This window comes from Burkholderia sp. Bp9099, assembly GCF_003857805.1.
Taxonomy (GTDB): Bacteria; Pseudomonadota; Gammaproteobacteria; order Burkholderiales; family Burkholderiaceae; genus Burkholderia.
Genome location: NZ_QTPU01000026.1, coordinates 1 through 21,629 on the forward strand (window position 1 = coordinate 1; position 21,629 = coordinate 21,629).

The window sequence follows — 21,629 nt, forward strand, 5'->3', positions numbered from 1 at the left end:
ATCGCGGCCGACAGCCCGGCCGGGCCGCCGCCGACGATCACGACGTCGTATTCCATCGATTCGCGCGGGCCGTATTGCGCGAGCAAGTCCTGTGTGGTCAAAATCCTGTCTCCTCCTGCGCCCCGACCGTTACGGTCAGAACTGGTCTTCCGTCAACGCGAGCACGCTCTCGTTGCCCTTCGCGCCGACGATCGACGCTTCGAGCCCGCCTGCCTGCACGAGGACGTGTTCCGCATAGCATTGTGCGATCGCGATCTTCGCGTCGAAGAACGCCGTGTCGCTCGCACGGTTCGCGTGCGCCGCCAGCAGCGCACGCGCCATCTGCCATCCGCACAGCACGACGCCCGCCAGCTTCAGGTACGGCACGCTGCCCGCGAACACCGCGTTCGGGTCCTGCTTCACGTTCGCGACCACGTAGTCCACCACCGTCGACAGCGCGCGCGCACCCTTCTCCAGCTGCGCCTTCATCGACGCGGCCGCCGCGCCGTCGACCTTGCCGAGCGCCGCGACGGTGTCGCCGATCTCCGCGATCAGCGCCTTCGCCACCGCGCCGCCGTCGCGCATCGTCTTGCGGCCGACCAGGTCGTTCGCCTGGATCGCGGTCGTGCCTTCGTAGATCGCCAGGATCCGCGCGTCGCGGTAGTACTGCGCGGCGCCGGTTTCCTCGATGAAGCCCATCCCGCCGTGCACCTGCACGCCGAGGCTCGCCACGTCGTTCACCATCTCCGTGCTCCAGCCCTTCACGACCGGCACCAGATATTCGTAGATTGCCTGATGACGCGTGCGCGTCGCCTCGTCCGAATGGCGGTGGGCAATGTCGCTGTGCGCGGCCGCGACATACGCGAGCGCCCGCGCGCCCTCGGTCAGCGCGCGCATCGTGCCGAGCATGCGGCGCACGTCCGGGTGATGGATGATCGTCACCGACTGCTTGGCCGACCCGTCGACCGGGCGGCTCTGCACGCGCTCCTTCGCGAATTCCGCGGCCTTCCGGTAGGCACGGTCGGCCACGCCGATCCCCTGCATCCCGACGCCGAAGCGCGCCGCGTTCATCATGATGAACATGTATTCGAGGCCGCGATTCTCTTCGCCGACCAGGTAGCCGATCGCGCCACCGTTATCGCCGTACTGCAGCACCGCGGTCGGGCTCGCCTTGATCCCGAGCTTGTGCTCGATCGACACGCAGTGCACGTCGTTGCGCGCGCCGAGCGAGCCGTCTTCGTTCACCAGGAACTTCGGCACGATGAACAGCGAAATGCCCTTCACGCCTTCCGGCGCGTTCGGCGTGCGCGCGAGCACCAGGTGGACGATGTTGTCCGCCATGTCGTGCTCGCCCCACGTGATGAAGATCTTCGTGCCGAACACCTTGTACGTGCCGTCGCCCTGCGGCTCGGCGCGCGAGCGCACCAGCGCCAGGTCCGAACCGGCCTGCGGCTCGGTCAGGTTCATCGTGCCGGTCCATTCGCCCGAGATCAGCTTCGGCACGTAGCGCTGCTTCTGTTCGTCGGTGCCGGCCGTCAGCAGCGCCTCGATCGCGCCGTCGGTGAGCAGCGGGCACAGCGCGAACGACAGGTTCGCCGCGTTCAGCATCTCGATGCACGGCGTCGCGATCAGCTTCGGCAGCCCCTGGCCGTCGTATTCGGCCGGATGCTGCAGACCTTGCCAGCCGCCTTCGACGAACTGGCGGAATGCGGCGCCGAAACCCGGCGTCGCGGTCACGACGCCATCCTTCCAGCTGCTCGGGTTGCGGTCGCCCTCGACGTTCAGCGGCGCCAGCACCTCGTCGCAGAATTTCGCGGATTCGTCGAGCACGGCCTGCGCCGTGTCATAGCCGGCGTCCTCGAAACCCGGCAACTGCGCAACGGTGTCGATGCCCGCGAGTTCCTTCAGCACGAACAGCATGTCCTTGACAGGGGCGTTATAGCTCATGGTCGATGTTCCAAATCAGGCGGTGAATGAGGCGCGCGGCCCGGGCGGCTGCGGCAAAACCGGCCAGCGCCAGGCGACGTCGTGGCCCATCGTAATGCCGCGCCGGCGGTTTTCCATTGTCATATCCGGCCCACATGGTGACAAAACCGGCCACGCGATGCGCAGGGCGATGGCGGAAACGGGCGTCCGGGCGGGGCGGTTCGGGTGCCGTTTCCAGCATAAACGATGCGCAATCGGCGTGCCGGCCGGACGGGCCGGGCGGCGGCTCGAACGGCCGGCGAAGCCGAAAACCGGGAGACGATCATGAACATCGCCGAAGGACGCCGGCCTGAGCGCGTGCGACGGCAACCGCGCCGAGCACATGGCGGCCGGCGCCAAATCGGCCGCCCTTTTTCGCTGCCCGGGCCGGCACGTTTCTGCATAGACTTTCGTCTCATCAAGCCAGCGAGCACCGGAGCACAGACCAGCATGAGTGAACGCCCGAAGCACATCGCGGATTTCGTCCGGATCGCCGGCGAACTGTTCCAGTCGGACCGGCTTCCCCCCGCCGCGCGCGCATTCGCGCCGAAAGTATTCGCGCGGCTGCAAACGCCGTCGGACAACGGAACGCGGCTCGCGGAGCGCTACCCCGCCTGCGCATGGCTCGCCCCGGCGCTCGAGTCGGTCGCGCACGTCAGCCCGACGTTCGCCACGGTTGCACGGCTGATCGGGTCGCTCGAACCCGTGGTCGGATGGTCGCGTCGCACGTCGGGCAAGGACGGCAGCCCCAACTACATCGACGGGCACGCGAACGCGATGATCTGCGGGCCCGGCGGCGCGGAGAGCCGCGACGACATTCAGCTCGGCTTCTCGCTGATGATGCCCGGCGTCAGATATCCGGATCATGGTCACGCGCCGGAGGAAGCGTACGTGCTGTTGACCGCCGGTGAATTCCGGCAGCAGAACGGCGAATGGTTCGATCCCGGTATCGGTGGCGGCATCCACAACCCGCCCGGCGCGCTGCATGCGATGCGCGCCGGCGATACGCCGTTCCTCGCGATATGGTGCCTGCTGAATTGATCCGACGATCGTCGCGATGCGCTGACGGGTCCGCCTGCGGTGAGCGCCCGGTCATTGACCTACCGGTCGGTCCGGATTGCTTCAAACCGCTGTTGAACGGTACCCAGGCGTTTCGCGATCGGCCCGATCATGCCGGCATGCGTGTAAGCGAAACGATTCGACGCCTGCCCGAATCTCCAGCTTCCGTGTACGCCGACGAAATCATCCGAAGGAAGGCGAGCCGACCGGGCAACGAGCGGCGAGGCCATCGACCGGAAGCCGGCCATGGGAACCGGCGAAGGACGCCGGTCATGGGAGGCCCGTGCAGCCCACAGCGCGGCGGTCGGCTCACGCAGCCGCGCCGCACGGCGGAAGCAGCGGTCCGACCGCATCGTCAACCTCCATTCGGTCGACGCGATATCGCCCGCGCGTGGATAAAACGCAACAGCACGGCAGCAGACGCGTTCGACGATTTTGTGTCCTCGATGGCGCCTTTGTTATCGGGCATACTCTATTCGCGCCCAGCGAACGGTCGTTCCATTTTTAATGCGAACCCTCGCGCGAGCCACTAAATACGCACATGATTCTGTTACCTTGACGCACCGGCCCGAGCGCTTCGCGATGGCCATCACCCATCTTTCACACTATGACATTACAGATTGGGGTTCCTCTGGAGACAGCCACCGGCGAACGGCGCGTTGCGACCGTTCCCGAGGTGGTCGAGAAACTGATCAAGCTGGGGTTTTCGGTGGCCGTCCAAAGCGGCGCCGGTGCCGGCGCGAACTTTGACGACGACACGTACCGCGCGGCCGGCGCGAGCATCGCCGCCACGGCGGCCGAGCTCTGGTCCGGCAGCGACATCGTGCTCAAGGTGCGCCCGCCGAGCGCCGACGAAGTCGCGCTGATGCGCGAAGGCGGCACGCTGATCGGCTTCGTGTGGCCCGCGCAGAACCCCGAGCTGATGCAGCAGCTGGCCGCGAAGCGCGCCACCGTGCTGGCGATCGACTCGCTGCCGCGCACGCTGTCGCGCGCGCAGAAGATGGACGCGCTCACGTCGATGGCCGGCATCAGCGGCTATCGCGCGGTGATCGAGGCCGCGCATGCGTTCGGCCGCTTCCTGAACGGCCAGGTCACGGCGGCCGGCAAGATCCCGCCGGCGAAGGTGTTCATCGCCGGCGCCGGGGTGGCCGGTCTGGCCGCGATCGGCACGGCCGCGAGCCTCGGTGCGATCGTGCGCGCGAACGACACGCGCGCCGAGGTGGCCGATCAGGTCAAGTCGCTGGGCGGCGAGTTCGTCAAGGTCGACTACGAAGAGGAAGGCTCGGGCGGCGGCGGCTACGCGAAGGTGATGAGCGAAGGCTTCCAGCAGGCGCAGCGCGCGATGTATGCGCAGCAGGCCAAGGACGCCGACATCATCATCACGACCGCGCTGATCCCCGGCAAGCCGGCGCCGAAGCTCATCACCGCCGAAATGGTGCAGTCGATGAAGCCCGGCAGCGTGATCGTCGACATGGCCGCCGAACAGGGCGGCAACTGCGAACTCACGGTGCCCGGCGAAGCCGTGGTGCGCCACGGCGTGACCATCGTCGGCTATACCGATCTCGCGTCGCGCCTGTCGCGGCAGTCGTCGACGCTCTATGCGACCAACCTGCTGCGCGTGATCGAAGAGCTGTGCAAGGCCAAGGACGGCACGATCAACGTCGACTTCGACGACGACGCGATCCGCGGCCTCACCGTCATCAAGGAAGGCAACGTCACGTGGCCGCCGCCGCCGATCAAGCAGGCGGCCGTCGCGCCCAAGCCACCGGCTGCCGCACCCGCGGCAGCCGCCGCGCCGGCGAAGTCCAAGGGCCACGGCCACAGCGGCGAGCCGATGTCGGCCAAGGCGCTCGCGATCGTGTTCGCGATCGGCGCGCTGGCGTTCCTGCTGGTCGGCCAGTTCGCGCCGGCGAGCTTCCTGTCGCACTTCACGGTGTTCGTGCTCGCGTGCTTCGTCGGCTACATGGTGATCTGGAACGTCACGCCGTCGCTGCACACGCCGCTGATGAGCGTGACCAACGCGATCTCGTCGATCATCGCGATCGGCGCGCTCGTGCAGGTCGCACCGCCCCTCGGTGAGCTGGCCAACGCCGGCGATCGCCCGTCCGGGCTGATCCTCGGTCTCGCGGTCGGCGCGCTCACGCTCACGGCCGTCAACATGTTCGGCGGCTTCGCGGTCACGCGCCGCATGCTGGCGATGTTCCGCAAATAAGGGGACGACAACAATGACTTCCAACCTGACCACCGTCTCCTATATCGGCGCCGCGATCCTGTTCATCCTGAGCCTCGGCGGCCTCGCGAACCCCGAAACCGCGCGCCGCGGCAACCTGCTCGGCATGATCGGCATGCTGATCGCCGTGCTGGCCACCGTGGCCGGGCCGCGCGTGTCGGCCGCGGGCATTCCGTACGTGATCGCCGCGCTCGTCGTCGGCGGCGCGGTCGGCCTGTACGCGGCGAAGAAGGTGCAGATGACGCAGATGCCGGAACTGGTCGCGCTGATGCACAGCCTGGTCGGTCTCGCGGCCTGCCTCGTCGGCTTCGCGAGCTACATCGACACGTCGCTGCAGTTCACCGGCGCCGAGAAGGCGATCCACGAAGTGGAAATTTATGTCGGCATCCTGATCGGTGCCGTCACCTTCGCGGGCTCGATCATCGCGTTCGGCAAGCTGTCGGGCAAGATCGGCGGCAAGCCGCTGCTGCTGCCGGCACGGCACTGGCTGAACCTGGCCGCGCTCCTGATCGTGATCTACTACGGCCGCGCGTTCCTGCATGCGGAAAGCATCCAGGACGGCATGCTGCCGCTCGTCGTGATGACCGTGATCTCGCTGCTGTTCGGCGTGCACATGGTGATGGCGATCGGCGGCGCGGACATGCCGGTCGTGGTGTCGATGCTCAACAGCTACTCGGGGTGGGCGGCAGCCGCCACCGGCTTCATGCTCGGCAACGACCTGCTGATCGTGATCGGCGCGCTGGTGGGCTCGTCGGGTGCGATCCTGTCGTACATCATGTGCCGCGCGATGAACCGCAACTTCATCAGCGTGATCGCGGGCGGCTTCGGCAGCGGCGCGGGCGCACCGGCGGCAGCCGGCGGCGGCGCCGCGCTGCCGGCCGGCGAAGCGGTCGCGGTGAGCGCGGCGGAGACGGCCGAACTCCTGCGCGAAGCGAAGCGCGTGATCATCGTGCCCGGCTACGGGATGGCCGTGGCGCAAGCCCAGCACACGGTGTTCGAGCTGACGAAGCTGCTGCGCGAGAAGGGCGTCGACGTGCGTTTCGCGATCCACCCGGTCGCGGGCCGCATGCCGGGGCACATGAACGTGCTGCTGGCCGAAGCGAAGGTGCCGTACGACATCGTGCTGGAGATGGACGAGATCAACGGCGACTTCCCCGAGGCCGACGTGTCGATGGTGATCGGCGCGAACGACATCGTGAACCCGGCCGCGCAGGACGACCCGTCGAGCCCGATCGCCGGCATGCCGGTGCTGGAAGTGTGGAAGGCGAAGACGTCGATCGTGATGAAGCGCAGCATGGCGTCCGGCTATGCGGGCGTCGACAATCCGCTGTTCTACAAGGACAACAACCGCATGTTGTTCGGCGATGCGAAGTCGATGCTCAATGAAATCTTCGGTGCACTGAAAGCCTGAGTACGGCCACGCGCGCGGAGCGGCAGCAAGCCGCTCCAGCGCCACGTGGCTTCGATACGCCGTCGCGGACGCCGAACCGGACGACGCGCAGCCTCCCCCGCCTGCCCTTTTCCCGTTGCGCCGGTTTGGTCAGCGCTTGTGGACGACGGAGTCGAGCACGAAACTGGTCGTCATGTTTTGCACGCCGTCCAGCGCGCTGATCGTTGCCCAGATGTCGCTGATGCGCTCGTGTGTGGCCGCCTCGATCTGCACCAGCAAATCGACCTCGCCGCTGAGGACCGCGCAATCGCGCACCTCGGCGATCCGCTCGAGTGCGGCGAGCACGTCCGCGCCGCGCATCCGGTCCCGGCGATACACGAGCATCACGGCACGCACCGGCACGACATCGTCGGGCAATGCGAGCCGCACCGTATAGCCCGCAATGATGTTCAGCGCTTCGAGCCGGTCGATCCGGTTGCGGACCGCCTGCCTGGACAGACCGATCCGGTCGGCCAATACCGCGAGCGGTATCCGCGCATCGGCACACAATGCGTCGATGATCTTCTGGTCCAGGCCGTCGATCTTCATTGGCCGAACCCGGTGTGCGCGGCGCCGCGTGCATCGACCGCGTCGCGCAATGCCGCGATGTGGCCGGGGCCGATTCCGCAACACCCGCCGACGATCCGCGCACCCAGGCCAAGCCACTGCTCCGCCCATCTTGCATAGCCGGGCGGATCGACGTCGCCGCGCAGGCCGTCGAGTTCCTCGTTCGCGCGCGCATCGGCGCGCTGAGGCGGAAACGCGTTCGCATAGGCGCCGATCGCGAGCGACGTTCCGGTGTTCGCGAGCGTGCGCTGCACCGTCTCGATCGCCACACCCATCACCTCCGGCTGGCTGCAGTTGAACAGCAGCGCGGTCGCGCGCGCGGACACGGCGGCGTCGATCGCTTCGTCGAGCGTCTGTCCCGATCGCAGTACCGGCGTGGTGCCTGCGTCGACGTCGACGTCGACGTCGTCACGCAGCGTGAACGAGACCCAGAGCGGCTTCGGATTCGCACCGAGCGCACGCCGGACCGCGCCGATCTCGTCGGTCAGGCTCTGCGTCTCGGCCAGCCACAGGTCGACGTAGGGATCGAGCCCGTCGACGAGCGTCGCCAGGATCGCATCCGCGCGCGCCGCGTCGAACAGGTCGGGTCGGTAGGAACCGCCGGTCGGCGGAAGCGATCCCGCGACGCGCACGGGCCGCGCTGCGCGGTCCGCCGCTTGCCGCGCGAGTTGTCCGGCAAGGGCCGCGAGCGCGACACCGTCGCGACGGAACCGCGCTTCGCCGATATGGAACGGCACGACCGCATAGCTGTTCGCGGTGATCACGTCGGCACCCGCCGCGATGAACGCGTCGTGCGCAAGGCTGACGTAATGCGGCGCTTCCATCAGCGCGAGTGCCGACCATTCCGGCTGCCTGAACGGCGCCCCCATCCGCGCCAGTTCGCGCCCCATGCCGCCGTCGAGTACCGTGATGTCTTGCATAGTCCGTGCTCCGTCGTTGCAATCCGCGCAGCTCGTGCCCGCATCGATTCAAAGGTCGGCGCGACGCGCGTGGGGCGTCGACCGAGCGTGCGCGCGGGTCCGTTTCAGATCTGCGCCAATGCTTGCGCGATATCGCTTTTCAGGTCGTCGATGTGCTCGATGCCGACCGAATAGCGGATGAAATTGAGCGGGATGTCGGCAGCGCGCATTTGCTCCGCCGACATCGTGCCCGCCCACATGGATGCCGTATGGATCGCGAGCGAATCGACGCCGCCGAGATTGCCTGCATTCAGCGGCAGGCGCAGCGCCTCGACGAAGCGCTGCGCTTCGCCGTAGCTTCCCCGCACGCCGAACGCGACCACGCCGCCGAAACCGCGCATCTGCCGGCACGCGAGCCCATGCTGCGGATGGCTGCGCAGGCCCGGATAGAACACGCGCTCGATCTTCGCGTGCGCTTCGAGGAATTCGGCGAGCGCCTGGGCGTTCGCATTGATCCGCTCGACGCGCATCGGCAGCGTGCGCAGCCCGCGCAGCAAGAGCCACGCGTCCATCGGCGACAGCACCGACCCGAGCGTGATGTGCGTATGCCAGATCTGCTCGGCGAGCACGCGGCTCGTGCAGATCACGCCGCCCGTCAGGTCGTGATGGCCGCCCAGATACTTGGTCGCGCTGTGCACGACGATGTCGACACCGAGCCGGTGCGGCTGCTGGTTGATCGGCGACGCGAACGTGTTGTCCGCGAGCGTGAGGATGCCACGGGCTCTGGCGATCTCGGTCACCGCGGCGATGTCGGTCACGAGCAGCAGCGGATTGACCGGCGACTCGAGCACGATCAGCCGTGTGTTCGGCCGGATCGCGCGATCGAACGCGACCACGTCGGTCTGGTCGACGAACGTCGCCTCGACGCCGAACCGGCGCAGCATGTCGTCGAGCAGCTTGGTGGTGCTCATGTAATGACGCGTCTGGCCGACGACGTGATCGCCGGCCTTCACGACACTGAGGATCGCGGTCGCGATCGCGCCCATGCCGGATGCCGTGACGAGCGCGGTCTCGGTGCCCTCGAGCTCCGCCATGACCGCCTTCACGCGCTCGTGAACCGGATTGCCGTAGCGCGTGTAGTTGCGCGGATGCTGCGGCACGCTCGACATCTCCGCGAATTCCTCGCTGCCGGCTGCCTTGAACACCGCCGAATAGTGGATCGCCGGCGCGACCGACTTCTCGTCGGTCACGTCGCGGTCCGCGGCGAGCGCCAGCGTTTCAAGCTTGTATCCCATGTCGTCCTCGGATCGTTCGTTGTGTCGCGTTCATGCGGCGCCCGTCAGGCACGCACGCCGCCCAGATGGCGATTCAGCAGACCTTCGACGCGCTTGAGCACGGTCGAAAGCACCGCCGTGATACCGACGTAGACGATGCCGGCCAGCATCAGTGCGTCGGTCGTATAGGTTTCGATGGAGATGCGTCGCGCGACACCGGTCAGGTCGAGCACGGTGATCGTGCTGGCAAGCGCGGTCGATTTCAGCTGCAGCACGATCTCGTTGCCGAGCGTCGGCGCGACGATGCCGATCGCGCGCGGCACGATCACGAACCAGGTGAGCATGAAGCGGCTCATCCCGAATGCCAGTGCGGCCTCCTTCTCGCCGGCGGGGACGCCTGCGATCCCGCCGCGGATGTCTTCGGCCATGTAGGCCGCGAGATTGAGCGTCAGCGCGCACAACGCACACGAGAACGATCCGCCGACCAGCAGCCACAGAGGCGATGCACGCACGAGCGAGAACTGCGCGAGCCCGTAATACAGCACGAAAATCTGCACCAGCAGCGGCGTGCCGCGAAACACCGACATGAACAGCCGGCTCGGCGTCGACAGCCAGCGGCACGCCGACGTGCGCGCGACCGCCAGCGGCACCGCGAGCGCGAACGCCAGGGTGCACGACAGCACCAGCAGCTCGAGCGTAATCCAGATGCCGCGCGCGACGTCCGGGCCGGACTGCGCGATGAGGGAAACAAAGTCGTTCATCAGATGGCCCTCCTCAGGTGCGTGCTGCGTAACCGCGGCCCGCGCTGCGCTCGAGCCACGCGAACACGGGGTTTGATGCGGCGAGAAAGCCGAAATAGACGACTCCGACCGCCACGTAGAAGACGAATGGCTGCTTGGTGAACTGCGCGGCGATGTTGGCCTTGCGCAACATGTCCTCGAGCCCGACGATCGACACCAGCGACGTGTCCTTCAGCAGGTTCTGCCACATGTTGTTCAGGCTCGGCAGGCAGATGCGCCACGCCTGCGGCAGCCGCACGTACCACAGTGTCTGCAGGCGTGTCATCCCGTACGCGCGCGCGGCCTCGATCTGGCCGGCCGGCACCGCGCTGAACGCGCCGCGGAACATCTCCGACGAGTACGCGCCGAACACCACGGCGAGCGCGATCACGCCGGCGGAGAACGGGCTGATGACAACGGCGCCATCGAATTGCGCGTTGAGAAAATGCGACAGCCCGAAGTAGCAGATCAACAGGATCAGGAACTCGGGAATGCCGCGCAGGAAATTGGTCAGCGCATAGGTCGCATGCCTGAGCCACCCCAGGCTCGACAGTTTTGCCGACGCACCGGCGATGCCGAGCAGCATGCCGACGCACAGCGCGGCGACCGCCAGCTCCAGCGTGACGAGCGCGCCAGCCGCGATCTGCGCGCCGTAGTTCACCAGGATATCCATCGTAATGTCGCTCCGTGTAAGACCGGAATCGCGCGGGCCGCCGTCCGGCGCCCGCGCGGTCCCGCTGCGCGGTTATTGCGGCGCGATGCTGAACGGGAAATAGCGCTTGTTGGCCGCGGCGAACGTGCCGTCCGCCTGCACCTGCGCGATGCCCTTGTCGAACAGCGCCTTCAGCGGCGCGTCGCCCTTGCGCACCGCGATCGCCGTACCGTCGCCGAAAATCTCCGCATCGGCGATCGGCTTGCCGACGAAGTCGAAGCCTGCCTTCCTGCCGGCCTTCGTCAGCCAGTCGTACGCGACCGTGTTGTCGGCGAATACCGCATCGACGCGCCCGGCCTCGAGATCGAGCCAGGCCTCGTCGAGCGTCTGATAGACCTTCACGTCGATCCCCGACTTGCTCGCCGGCAGGCGGCGGCGCAGATAGGATTCGTGCGTCGAGGCCGTCTGAACGCCGATCGTCTTGCCGCGCAGCGTGGCGGCGTTGTCCGTGATGCCGGAGCCCTGCTTCGCGACGAGCTGCACGGGCGCCGTCGTGACGATGCGCGTGAAGTCCACCGACTGCTCGCGCTCCGGCGTCTTCGACATTTGCGCGAGCACCGCATCGATCTGCTTCGCCTTGAGTGCCGGAATCAGCGCGTCGAAATCCATCGTCACCCACTGGCACTTGACCTTCATCGTGTCGCACATCTTCTTGCCGATGTCGATCTCCATGCCCTGCAGCTTGCCGGAGGCATCCTTGTATTCGAACGGCGCGTAATCGGCGAGCGTGCCGACCCGCACGACCTGCTCGGCCTGCGCGACCGATCCGAGCAATGCCGCGCCCACGCACAGCGACTGAAGCAGCTTTTTCATGGTTTCCTCTCCGGTTGGCATTGAATCCGCATCAAATGATGCTGGACAGAAACTTCTGGAACCGCGGCGATTTCTGGCTCGCGAACACTTCGTCAGGACTGCCGTCTTCCTCGATTCGTCCCTGGTGGACGAACACGACGCGGTTCGCGACCTCGCGCGCGAACCCCATCTCGTGCGTGACGACGAGCATCGTGCGTCCCTCGTCGGCCAGCGAGCGCATCACTTTCAACACTTCGCCGACGAGTTCCGGATCGAGCGCCGACGTCGGCTCGTCGAACAGCATCACGTCGGGGTCGGTCGCGAGCGCACGCGCAATCGCGACGCGCTGCTGCTGGCCGCCCGACAGCTGGTTCGGATAGTGTTCGCACTTGCCGGCGAGCCCGACCCGTTCGAGCATCGCGATCGCCTTGTCGCGGGCGTCGCGCTTCGGCACGCCGAGCACGCGCACCGGCACGAACATCACGTTCTGCAGCACGGTCATGTGCGCCCACAGATTGAACTGCTGGAACACCATCGCGAGCCTGCGGCGCACGCGCATCACCTGCCGCGCGTCGGCCGCGACGAGCGCGCCGTCGCGGCCCGCCTGTTTCAGCGCGAGCGTTTCGCCGTTCACGCAAATCCGGCCGCGGTCGGGCATTTCCAGCAGGTTGATGCACCTGAGGAACGTACTCTTGCCCGACCCGCTGCTGCCGAGGATCGACACGACCTCGTGATTCTTCGCGGTCAACGAGATGCCCTTGAGCACCTCGACACCGCCGAACGACTTGTGAATATCCTCGACCACCAGCGCGTCCGCCGCCGGTTTGCATGCAGGAATTGCTGCTGGCATCCTCGACTCCTTCCTCGATACGTTGCTCACACCGCTGCGGTTCGCGCCGCGCCGGCCAGTCAGGCGCCGGCGCTTGCGCATCAGCCCGACAGCCGCCGGTTGCGCCTGAAGCAGACCACCTTCGGCTGCGTCATGTCCGTCATCGCGAACCGAACGCCTTCGCGGCCCAGCGACCCATGCTTGAATCCGCCGAACGGCATGCCGTCGAAGCGGTAATCGGACGAGTCGTTGATCATCACGCCACCCGCCTGCAGACGCTCGGCCGCACCGAGCGCCACCTCCAGGCGGTTGGTGAACACGCCTGCGTGCAGGCAGCTCTCCGACGCGTTGGCCGCGTCGAGCGCCTGCTGCAGGTCGGTGAATTTCTCGATCGTCACGACCGGCGCGAATACCTCGTCGGTCCAGACACGCGCGTCGTGCGGCACATCCGCGAGCACCGTCGGTTCATACAGCGCCCCGCGTCGCCGATGGCCGGTCAGCACCGTCGCACCGCCCGACACGGCTTCGTCGACCCACTGCTCGATGCGGATCGCCTGTTCCTCGCCGATCATCGGCCCCATGTCGGTCGCATCGTCCAGCGGATCGCCGACGACCATCCTGCCGGTCAGTTCGACGAAATACCGCACGAACGGCTCGTACGCGGCCTCGGCGACGAAGATCCGCTGCGTGCCGATGCAGTTCTGTCCCGCCGCCCAGAACGCGCCCGACACGCACGATTCGGCGGCATCCTTCAGGTCGCAGTCGGCCATGACGATCACCGGCGCATTGCCGCCCAGGTCCATCGCGATCTTCTTGAGTCCCGCATCGCGCGTGATGGCCTCGCCGGTCTGCGGGCCACCGGTAAAGGTCACCATCCGGATCCGCCGGTCGCGCACCAGCGCGGACGCGAGATCCGCGCCGCCGTGCACGATCTGCAGCGCGGCGCGCGGCGCACCGGCTTCCCACAGGACCTCGACGAGCGCCTGTGCGGACAGCGGCGCGAGCAACGAGGGCTTCAGGATGACCGCATTGCCGGTCGCGAGCGCCGGCCCGAGCTTGTGTGCGACGAGGTTCAGCGGGTCGTTGAAGGGCGTGATCGCGAGAATCACGCCCAGCGGCTCCAGCGTGTAGTAGCCGCTGCGATCCTCCGAGCCGGGATACCCGTCGAACGGGATCGTCTCGCCGTTGAGGCGTTTTGCTTCCTCGCCCGACAGGCGCAGCGTGTTCACGCAGCGCGCGACTTCCTTGCGGGCCTGCCGCAGCGGCTTGCCGGCCTCGAGCGCGATCGTGCGTGCGAATGTCTCCGCTTGTGCCTCCACGCTCGAGGCTGCGCGAAACAGGAGGTCGGCCCGCTGGCTGCGCGACATGCTTGCGGCCGCGCGCGCGCCGTCGAGCGCGCGCTCGACGAGGAGCGGCGCCGCATCGGCTCGCGACAGACGAACCTGGCCGACGATCGAGCCGTCATACGGCGATCGCACATCGGCCACGCCGGCTCCCGTGCAGTCGCTCATCACCGCATCGCGCGCGCTCATGCGGCCACCTCGTGCGAGGCCGCGCCAATCCGGTCCGCCAGTTCGATCAGGTCGGAGAGGATCGCGAACGCCGTTTCCTCGCGCCCGGCCCCCGGCCCGCTGATCGTCACGTCACCGAGCACGTCGGTGTCGAACGTGATCGCGTTCGTCACGCCGCTCGCGGCCAGCAGCGGATGGCCGGCCGGCAGCTTGCGCGGTTCGACGCTCGCGGTAACGGTGCCGTCCGGATGGCGAGTGGCGGATCCGATCAACCGCCAGGACATGCGCTCCGCCGCCGCCGCGCGCACGTCGTGCTCGGTCAATTCCACGATGCCGCGGCACGTCACATCGGCGCGCTCGAGGCCGGCATTCCACAGTGCGTTCGCCAGAATGACGACCTTCAGCTGTACGTCCGAGCCGTTGACGTCGGCCGCCGGGTTCGCCTCCGCATAGCCGCGCTGCTGCGCATCCCGGATCGCCGCCTCGAAGCTCGCGCCGGCCTCGACCTCGCCGAGCACGTAGTTCGACGTGCCGTTCAGGATGCCGGCGAAGCCGCGGATGTCGCAGCCGCGCAGCGAGGTCGCGAGCTGCCGCAGCACCGGCGTGCCGCTCATCACCGTGCCCTCGTACATCACGCACGCACCCGATTGCGCGGCGATCCGCGCCAGTGCCGGCTGCGCGAGCGCGATCGGCCCCTTGTTGGTCGTGATCACGTGCTTGCCGCATTCGAGCGCGGTGCGGCAATGCGACAGCGCGGGCTCGCCGGTGGTCGGATCGGTGAAGGTCGCCTCGATGACGACGTCCACGTGCTCCGACGCGATGGCCTTCAGCACCGCACCGAGGCCGACGTCCGGCGACACCAGCGTGCCGGGATCGCGACGCAGCGCTTCGGCATCGACGCCCCGCCGGGCGGTTTCGTCGAGGACGTCCAGCGCGATACCGCGAGGATTCGTCGCGATCCCGAGCCGCAGGTCGGCGACCATCGTCACCGATACGTCGAGTCCCGCCGCGCCCAGCATCGCGCGCTTCTTCTTGAGCAGTTCGACCAGTCCCTGATTGACTCCGCCGAAACCGACCAGTGCCAGTTTGAGTTCCATCTCGATCATCTCCTGTTCATTGACCACACGACACAGGTTAGTTATGCGAATCGATTTTCAAATTATGCGTTTCGCCCGATTCAAGCCGTCACCCGTTGCGATTCGTCATGCGGGACGGACGGATCGCCCGTCCCGCGCGAAACCAGTCCGTCAGGCGGCCGGCGGTTCGTCGTCGCCGTCCTTGTCGACCGGCACGAACAGCCCGACCTTGACCGCGCTCAGCACGACATTCGTGTTGATCCGGCGGATCATCGGATTGCTCTGCATGATCCGTGCGGACAGCCGGTCGTACGCCTCGACGTCGCGTGCGGTGATGATCGCGATCAGGTCGGCGGAGCCGGTCACGTAGTAGATCTGCTGGATCTCGTCGTGCGCCTTCGACCACTCGCGGAACCTGGCGACCGTCTCGTAGTTTTCGCGTTCGATCTCGATTGCCGCGATGAACGTCATCGGCCGGCCGACCGCCGCACGATCGACCACCGCGATTTCCGCCGAAATGATCTTCTCGGTGCGCATGCGCTTCAGCCGCTTTTGCACGGCCGACGTGGACAGGCCGATCCGTTCGGCGATGGCGTCCGCGGTCGCGCTGCAATCGCGCTGGACGATATTCAGGATCTTGCGGTCGAAGGAGTCGAGTGCGTCGGTCATCGCGTGGTCTGCCGGAGAACGGGTGCTTGCGTCAAAGATAGAAAGGGCGGGCCGATCTGAGCCCGACCAGATGCCGGACACGGTCGAACGCGGTGACGAGCGTTTCGCGCCACTGCGCCGCCGGCCCGCAGATACATACGGGCGCGAAGTGGATCGTATCCACACCCGCGGGAATTCGGAACGGACGCTCGATGCCATCGTCCGATTCGGTCACGAGCGCGGTGCCGTCGACTTCGGTCAGGCTCATCAGCAGATGGGCGGGTGCAGTCGCACCCAGCAGGTCGCGCAGAGGCGACTCGTTCGCGGACAACTGTTCGAGCAGCGGCAACTCGTACGCGCCGGGCCACCAGGTGTCGTGCTCGTCGAGCCACGGGCCGACGCCCGGCATGCCGACCATCTCGAGGATCCGGTTCGCACCGAGATGCGCATACGCGCGACACCGGCCGGCTCCGTCGGTCGACGAGCGCGCCAGCCAGCCGCCGGCGCTCGGGACAGGGTCCGTCAACGCGACGTTCGCGGGCTTCAGTCGGCCGAGCGTTTCAGCCGTGCCTGCGGCGGATCGGTGCCCTTCGCAGGACCTCGGTGCATGATCCGGGACGATCCTGCACACCCATTTGGGACCACCCTGCAAGGCGGCGGGGACGTCGCCGGCCCGGACTTGAGCGGCTCGCCTGCGGGCGTGTTCGACGATGACGATTGGCGTGTCCGGCATACGACTCTCTTGTGCTTGCTGGGCCGCGTCGCAGCGATGCTGGCGCGCTTCATGGATCGGCCGACGGTGTTGGGGCTGGAGAAATCATATCGCCTCGATGCGACTGAAAAAATCTCAACCGCGCCGAACCTCGACGTAAAACGTCGAAAAACACTCCTTGCCGGACGTTTCGCATCCAATCGAGCGCCAGCCGGTCCGCCGGCCATCACGACCGCCGAACCCGCAAGTCAATGCGATGCACCGAACAGTTGAATCACGACGCCGCGCAGCCAGCGGTTGCCGGCCTCATGGTGATATCGCGCATGCCAATGCTGCCGTACCGCAAACCCGTCGACCGGGATCGGACATGCATGAACCGCCAGATCGCTCGCCTGGGCCAGTGTCTGGCCGATATGACGCGGTAGCGTCGTGATCAGGTCGGTCGTCTGGACGATCGCCCCCAAGCCCAGGAAACCCGGCAACTCCAGCACGACGTCCCGCTCGATGCGCGCCTGCCGCAGCGCCTGTTCGAGGAGTTGCGCCCCGGTTCCCGCGGTAATGGCGACATGTCCTTCGGAACGATACTGCTTCGCCCCGAGGCGGCCGCGAATCCGCGGATGATGCCGGTTGGCCAGGCATACCCAGTCCTGGTCGTACAGCTTCTGCTGATAAATGCCGCCACCCAGCCACGGTACATAGCCGATCACGAGATCGGCTTCGCCGGATTCGAGCGCGCGTTCCGTATTGCCGTCGATCCGCGCGGCTTCCAGCCGGACGCCGGGCGCCTGCGCCCGGACATGGGCCAGCAGCCTCGGAAGCAGCGTGATGTGGCTCGCGTCGGTCATGCAGATGCGAAAGCGTCGCTGGGCCGTCGCCGGATCGAACGCGATCTCCCAAGCGGTGAAGCGCCGCAGGGATTCGAGAATTTCCCGGCATGGCCCGATCAGCGCGTCGGCTTGCGGCGTCGGCGCCATGCCGCCGGGCGTCCGGATGAAGAGCGGATCGTGCAGGTGTTCCCTCAAGTGCCCGAGCCAGATGCTGACGGTCGGCTGGCTCTGGCCCAGTTGCTCGGCGACGCGCGTGACGCTGCGCACGTCGTACAGGAGATCGAAAAGCTGAAGCAGCTTCAGGTCGGGCAGGTCGGCAGGCATCGTGGCGTTATTGTCCATGGCAATGACGACATTGTATCCATTGCATTGTCGGCATGAGCGGCGACTCCTATCGTGATGCCATACGTCAGTTTTGCATGGGACCAGAGTAAGGCGCCAAAGCGCCAACTCTGGTCGACAAAGGAGAAGCCATTGAAAATAGCAATTCTGGGCGCCGGCGCACTGGGCTGCGCGATCGGCGCCACCCTCACCCAAGGCGGCCACGAGACCTGGCTGATCGACCGCTCGCCGGCACACGTCGATGCGATGCGCCGTGACGGCCTGCGCGTCGACGACGCGGCCGGTACCCGCCACGTACGCGTCCACGCGACGACCCAGGCTGCCGATGTCGGCGTGGCCGACCTGGTGGTGGTGCTGGTCAAGTCGTTCCACACCGACGCGGCCATCCGCGGCGCCCAATCGCTGGTGGGGCCGGATACCGCCGTGCTGTCGCTGCAGAACGGCCTCGGACACGAGGACATCCTGATCGACGTCGTCGGCCGCGAGCGCGTCCTCGCGGGCAAGACCTACGTCGGTGGCGTGCTGCGCGGCGCGGGCCACATCGAATCCGGCGTGATCGGCAAATACACCTATATCGGCGAACTCGACGGCCGCATCACGCCGCGCGTGCAGGCGATCGCCGCCGCGTTCGATGCCGCCGGCCTCGCCACGACGATCAGCGACAACATCGTCGGCACGATGTGGGACAAGCTGCTGGTGAACGTCGCGACGGGTGCGCTGACCGGCCTGACCGGCCTCACCTACGGGCAGCTTTACGACGAACCGCTGCTGAAGGCGACGTCGCTCGCGGCCGTGGCCGAGGCGATCGCGGCGGCGCAGGCGGCCGGCGTCAAGCTGTCGATGACCGATCCCGAGCAGGCCTGGACGCTCGCCGCGGAGGGGCTGCCCGCGTCCTTCAAGACGTCGATGCTGCAAAGCCTGGAGAAGGGCTCGATCACCGAAATCGACTTCATCAACGGTTCGGTCGTGCGCTGGGGGCAACGCTACGGCGTGCCGACCCCGGTCAACGCAACGCTCGTCGCCTGCATCAAGGGGCTGGAACGCGCGATGGCCGACCGCCAACGGCAGGAGGCCGCCGCATGAATGCCACGAAAGCCTATCTCGAACACGTCGCGATCTGGGTCAAGGACATCCGCTGGCACATCCGCTTCTTCGAGGACGTGCTCGGCATGACCCTGCGCGAAGTGGACGGCACGCTCGACGCGCCGCGGCAGTACTGGACGCTCGGCGGCCTGCAGTTCATCCACGCGCCGGAACACGATGGCCCGGAAGGCCGGCTCGCGCATCTTGGCGTGATGTGCGAAGACCTGGAGGCCGCGCTGGCCGCGGCGCAACGCTTCGGCGCGACGGAGATGCCGCAAGGGCGCAACTGGCTTCGCCTGCCCGACGGGCTCGCCGTCGAACTGATCCAGGCCAGGCCGGCTTCCTGCGTTGCGCAGGCGCTGGCGATCAACCCGCGCGCGGAGGCATGACCATGACGATCGTCGAAAAATACTGGGACGACGCCCGCGAGGGCGACACGTGCACGAGCCCGAGCTACACCGTGACCAAGGAGCGCATTCTCGCGTACGCCGACCTCACCGGCGACCATACGCCCGTCCACGTGGACGAGGAATACGCGAACGCGAGCCATTTCGGCTGCCTCGTCGCGCACGGGCTGTTCGGCCTGTCCATCGCCGACGGCCTGAAGACGCAGAGCGACTATCGCTTTCTGCCGGGCATGTCGCTCGGCTGGAGCTGGGATTTCCTGCTGCCGATCAAGGTCGGCGACGTGCTGCACGTGACGTTCCGCGTCGGCTCGATGCGGGCGAGCAAGAGTCGCCCGGACTGGGGCATCGTCGTGCTGCCGTCGGAGCTGATCAATCAGGACGGTCAGGTCGTTCAACGCGGCGAGCATCGCCTGATGGTGCCGCGCCGCCCGGAGGCACTGTGATGCAGGCTCGCCCACTCGAAGGCATTCGCGTCGTCGACTACAGCCACTTCCTTGCCGGGCCGTATGTCGGGCGCTGTCTCGCGGCGCTCGGCGCCGAAGTCATCAAGGTCGAGCGCCCCGGCTCGGGCGACGCGGGACGCCAGCACGCGACCGTGCTCGACGACCAGCAAAGCGGCTACTTCCTGCAGCTCAACATGGGCAAGCGCGGCGTGAGCGTCAACATGAAGGACGCGCGCGGCAAGGCGTTCATGCAGCGGCTGTGCGACTCGGCCGACGTGTTCATCGAGAACTATCGGCCGGGCGCGCTGGACAAGCTCGGGCTCGGCTATGCCGAACTGTCCGCGCGCAATCCGGGCCTCGTCTACTGTTCGATTTCGGCGTACGGGCACACCGGTCCCGATGCGCATCGCGCAGGCTTCGGGCTGATCGCGGAAGCCAAGAGCGGCATCATGCAGATGGTCGGCACGCCCGGCGAACGGCCGCCGCTGCTGCGCATCTCGCTCGGCGACATGTATACCGGCATTCATGCGGTCGCGGCCATCAACGCCGCGCTGCTGGGGCGCGTGAAGAGCGGCCGCGGGCAGCACATCGACATGGCGCTGTACGACACGCTGGTATCGATGCACGAATACGCGGTGCAGTGCTACACGCTGCAGGGCGTGCTGCCCGAGCAGACCGGGCATGACATGCCGACCTCGACGCTCTATGGCGTATTCCGCGCCGCGGACGGCGATCTCGTGATCGCCGCGCAAGTCGACGACGCGTGGAAACGCTTCGCCGAGCTGATCGCGACGCACGGCGGCCCGGCGGAATTCGGCGCCGACACGCGGTTTCACGACAGCACCGGGCGCAACGCGCACCGCGCGGAGATTCTGTCGGTGGTCGAGCCGTGGGTGGCCGCGCGTTCCGTCGCGTCGGTACTGGAACTGCTCGACGGCATCGACGTTCCGTGCGCGAAGGTGCAGCGCATCGACGAGGTATTGAACGATCCGCAGATCCAGGCGCGAGGCATGGTCGTCGAGCAACAGCATCCGCGCTACGGGACGCTGCGCCTGCCCAACCTGCCGTTCCGGTTTTCCGATTGCGATACGACGATACGCGACGTCGCGCCCGATCTCGGGCAGCACAACGCGGAAGTCGCGCGCGCCCTCGGGTTCGATGCGGCCGAAATCGACGCGATGCAGGCCGACGGCGTCCTCTATTCAAAAGCGAGCCAATGATGACCGACCAGTACGCGGTGATCGGCAATCCGATCGGGCACACGAAATCCCCGTTGATCCACGGCCTCTTCGCGCAGGAAACGCGGCAGGACCTCAGCTATACGGCGATCGAGGGGCCCGTCGAGCCGGCAGGCGCTTTCGCTGCCACGGTTCGCGCGTTTTTCGACGGCGGCGGCAAGGGCATCAACGTCACTGCGCCGTTCAAGCTCGACGCGTTCGCGATGTCGGACGAACGCAGCGAGCGGGCGCAGCTCGCGGGCGCGGCCAACGCGCTCAAGTTCGACGGCGGCCGCATCCTGGCCGACAACTTCGACGGCATCGGCCTGGTTCGCGATATCGAGGCGAACCTCAGGCTGCCGATGGCCGGCAAGCGTGTCCTGGTGCTCGGTGCGGGCGGCGCGGCACGCGGCGCGCTGTTGCCGTTCCTCGAAGCCGGACCGGCTGAACTGGTCATCGCGAATCGCGACGTCGACAAGGCGCGCGCATTGGTCGCGCAGGTTGCCGGACGCGGTCCGCTCGTTGCCGGCGGCTACGCGGACCTCGCACGCATGGGGCGTTTCGACCTGGTCGTCAATGCGACGTCGGCGAGCCTGACCGGCGACCTGCCGCCGGTCCCGCCGAGCGTGTTCAGTCCGGCCGGCACGGCCTACGAACTTGCCTACGGCAAGCGTCTGACGCCGTTTCTCCGGCTCGCGAAAAACGCCGGCGTACACGGCATTGCGGACGGCGTCGGCATGCTGGTCGAGCAGGCAGCCGAAGCATTTGCATGGTGGCGCGGCGTACGCCCCGAGACCAGCTCGGTGATCGATCGGCTGGCCGTGCCCTTTGATTGAACAGGCGATGGAG

22 protein-coding genes are annotated in these 21,629 nt (G+C 67.1%); 9 read left to right on the top strand and 13 right to left on the bottom strand.

All coding sequences use genetic code 11. From position 1 onward, the window contains the following. Positions 1-135: 135 nt before the first annotated feature. Positions 136-1,926, bottom strand: coding sequence for an acyl-CoA dehydrogenase (locus DIE17_RS27250; protein WP_124523945.1), 1,791 nt, complete (start codon positions 1,924-1,926; stop codon positions 136-138). A gap of 468 nt (positions 1,927-2,394) precedes the next feature. Here DIE17_RS27250 and DIE17_RS27255 point away from each other — a divergent pair, with 468 nt between their 5' ends. The 3 genes from DIE17_RS27255 to pntB all read left to right on the top strand — a co-directional run bounded on the left by DIE17_RS27255 (position 2,395) and on the right by pntB (position 6,644). Further along, on the top strand, positions 2,395-2,985 hold the full coding sequence (locus DIE17_RS27255) for a dimethylsulfonioproprionate lyase family protein (protein WP_124489170.1): 591 nt from the start codon (positions 2,395-2,397) through the stop codon (positions 2,983-2,985). A gap of 625 nt (positions 2,986-3,610) precedes the next feature. Next, the gene (locus tag DIE17_RS27260; protein WP_124523943.1) at positions 3,611-5,215 is read left to right on the top strand and encodes a Re/Si-specific NAD(P)(+) transhydrogenase subunit alpha; all 1,605 of its coding nucleotides are present in this window, start codon (positions 3,611-3,613) and stop codon (positions 5,213-5,215) included. Positions 5,216-5,228: 13 nt separating this feature from the next. After that, positions 5,229-6,644: a Re/Si-specific NAD(P)(+) transhydrogenase subunit beta gene (gene pntB / locus DIE17_RS27265; protein WP_124523942.1), complete on the top strand. Its 1,416-nt coding sequence runs from the start codon at positions 5,229-5,231 to the stop codon at positions 6,642-6,644. Positions 6,645-6,773: 129 nt separating this feature from the next. Here the strand turns inward: pntB and DIE17_RS27270 are convergent, their stop codons facing one another. From DIE17_RS27270 to DIE17_RS27320, 11 genes are all read right to left on the bottom strand, one after another. After that, entirely contained in the window at positions 6,774-7,211 is a 438-nt protein-coding gene (locus tag DIE17_RS27270) for an Lrp/AsnC family transcriptional regulator (RefSeq protein ID WP_044848460.1), read from the bottom strand. Continuing rightward, a complete protein-coding gene (locus DIE17_RS27275; protein ID WP_124523940.1) occupies positions 7,208-8,149 on the bottom strand; it encodes a homocysteine S-methyltransferase family protein in 942 nt (313 codons plus the stop codon). The genes DIE17_RS27270 and DIE17_RS27275 overlap by 4 nt, the downstream gene beginning before the upstream one ends. 104 nt (positions 8,150-8,253) lie before the next feature. Next, a complete protein-coding gene (locus DIE17_RS27280; protein ID WP_124921396.1) occupies positions 8,254-9,423 on the bottom strand; it encodes a PLP-dependent aspartate aminotransferase family protein in 1,170 nt (389 codons plus the stop codon). Positions 9,424-9,467: 44 nt separating this feature from the next. Next, entirely contained in the window at positions 9,468-10,163 is a 696-nt protein-coding gene (locus DIE17_RS27285) for an ABC transporter permease (protein ID WP_124523937.1), read from the bottom strand. A 13-nt stretch (positions 10,164-10,176) separates the two neighbouring features. Beyond that, the gene (locus DIE17_RS27290; RefSeq protein WP_044848456.1) at positions 10,177-10,854 is read right to left on the bottom strand and encodes an ABC transporter permease; all 678 of its coding nucleotides are present in this window, start codon (positions 10,852-10,854) and stop codon (positions 10,177-10,179) included. Between the two features lie 72 nt (positions 10,855-10,926). Continuing rightward, complete coding sequence (locus tag DIE17_RS27295) at positions 10,927-11,706, bottom strand: transporter substrate-binding domain-containing protein (RefSeq protein ID WP_124489178.1); 780 nt, start codon at positions 11,704-11,706, stop codon at positions 10,927-10,929. 31 nt (positions 11,707-11,737) lie between these two features. Next, positions 11,738-12,535, bottom strand: a complete 798-nt coding sequence (locus DIE17_RS27300) for an ABC transporter ATP-binding protein (protein ID WP_044848454.1) — start codon at positions 12,533-12,535, stop codon at positions 11,738-11,740. Positions 12,536-12,615: 80 nt separating this feature from the next. Further along, positions 12,616-14,046, bottom strand: a complete 1,431-nt coding sequence (locus DIE17_RS27305; RefSeq protein ID WP_124523936.1) for an aldehyde dehydrogenase family protein — start codon at positions 14,044-14,046, stop codon at positions 12,616-12,618. Further along, entirely contained in the window at positions 14,043-15,122 is a 1,080-nt protein-coding gene (locus tag DIE17_RS27310) for a homoserine dehydrogenase (RefSeq protein WP_124523934.1), read from the bottom strand. Before DIE17_RS27310 ends, DIE17_RS27305 begins: the two co-directional genes overlap by 4 nt. Positions 15,123-15,272: 150 nt before the next feature. Then, the gene (locus DIE17_RS27315; protein WP_044848452.1) at positions 15,273-15,770 is read right to left on the bottom strand and encodes an Lrp/AsnC family transcriptional regulator; all 498 of its coding nucleotides are present in this window, start codon (positions 15,768-15,770) and stop codon (positions 15,273-15,275) included. A gap of 31 nt (positions 15,771-15,801) precedes the next feature. Beyond that, on the bottom strand, positions 15,802-16,275 hold the full coding sequence (locus DIE17_RS27320; RefSeq protein ID WP_257774851.1) for a hypothetical protein: 474 nt from the start codon (positions 16,273-16,275) through the stop codon (positions 15,802-15,804). Between the two features lie 81 nt (positions 16,276-16,356). Between DIE17_RS27320 and DIE17_RS38070 the strand changes: the two genes are divergently transcribed. Further along, positions 16,357-16,734 (top strand): hypothetical protein, encoded by a 378-nt coding sequence (locus DIE17_RS38070; RefSeq protein ID WP_260426333.1) that lies wholly within the window; start codon positions 16,357-16,359, stop codon positions 16,732-16,734. Here the strand turns inward: DIE17_RS38070 and DIE17_RS27325 are convergent. Next, entirely contained in the window at positions 16,710-17,630 is a 921-nt protein-coding gene (locus DIE17_RS27325; protein ID WP_124523948.1) for a LysR family transcriptional regulator, read from the bottom strand. The genes DIE17_RS38070 and DIE17_RS27325 overlap by 25 nt on opposite strands. 132 nt (positions 17,631-17,762) lie before the next feature. Here DIE17_RS27325 and DIE17_RS27330 point away from each other — a divergent pair, with 132 nt between their 5' ends. The 5 genes from DIE17_RS27330 to aroE are packed head-to-tail and all read left to right on the top strand — an operon-like array spanning position 17,763 to position 21,616. Further along, positions 17,763-18,713, top strand: coding sequence for a ketopantoate reductase family protein (locus DIE17_RS27330; RefSeq protein ID WP_124523931.1), 951 nt, complete (start codon positions 17,763-17,765; stop codon positions 18,711-18,713). Further along, positions 18,710-19,102: a VOC family protein gene (locus DIE17_RS27335; protein WP_124523929.1), complete on the top strand. Its 393-nt coding sequence runs from the start codon at positions 18,710-18,712 to the stop codon at positions 19,100-19,102. The genes DIE17_RS27330 and DIE17_RS27335 overlap by 4 nt, the downstream gene beginning before the upstream one ends. A gap of 2 nt (positions 19,103-19,104) precedes the next feature. Beyond that, positions 19,105-19,563, top strand: a complete 459-nt coding sequence (locus tag DIE17_RS27340) for a MaoC family dehydratase (protein WP_044848448.1) — start codon at positions 19,105-19,107, stop codon at positions 19,561-19,563. After that, entirely contained in the window at positions 19,563-20,783 is a 1,221-nt protein-coding gene (locus tag DIE17_RS27345) for a CaiB/BaiF CoA transferase family protein (protein ID WP_124523928.1), read from the top strand. Before DIE17_RS27340 ends, DIE17_RS27345 begins: the two co-directional genes overlap by 1 nt. Beyond that, positions 20,783-21,616, top strand: coding sequence for a shikimate dehydrogenase (aroE, locus tag DIE17_RS27350; RefSeq protein ID WP_124523946.1), 834 nt, complete (start codon positions 20,783-20,785; stop codon positions 21,614-21,616). The genes DIE17_RS27345 and aroE overlap by 1 nt, the downstream gene beginning before the upstream one ends. Positions 21,617-21,629 lie beyond the last annotated feature (13 nt).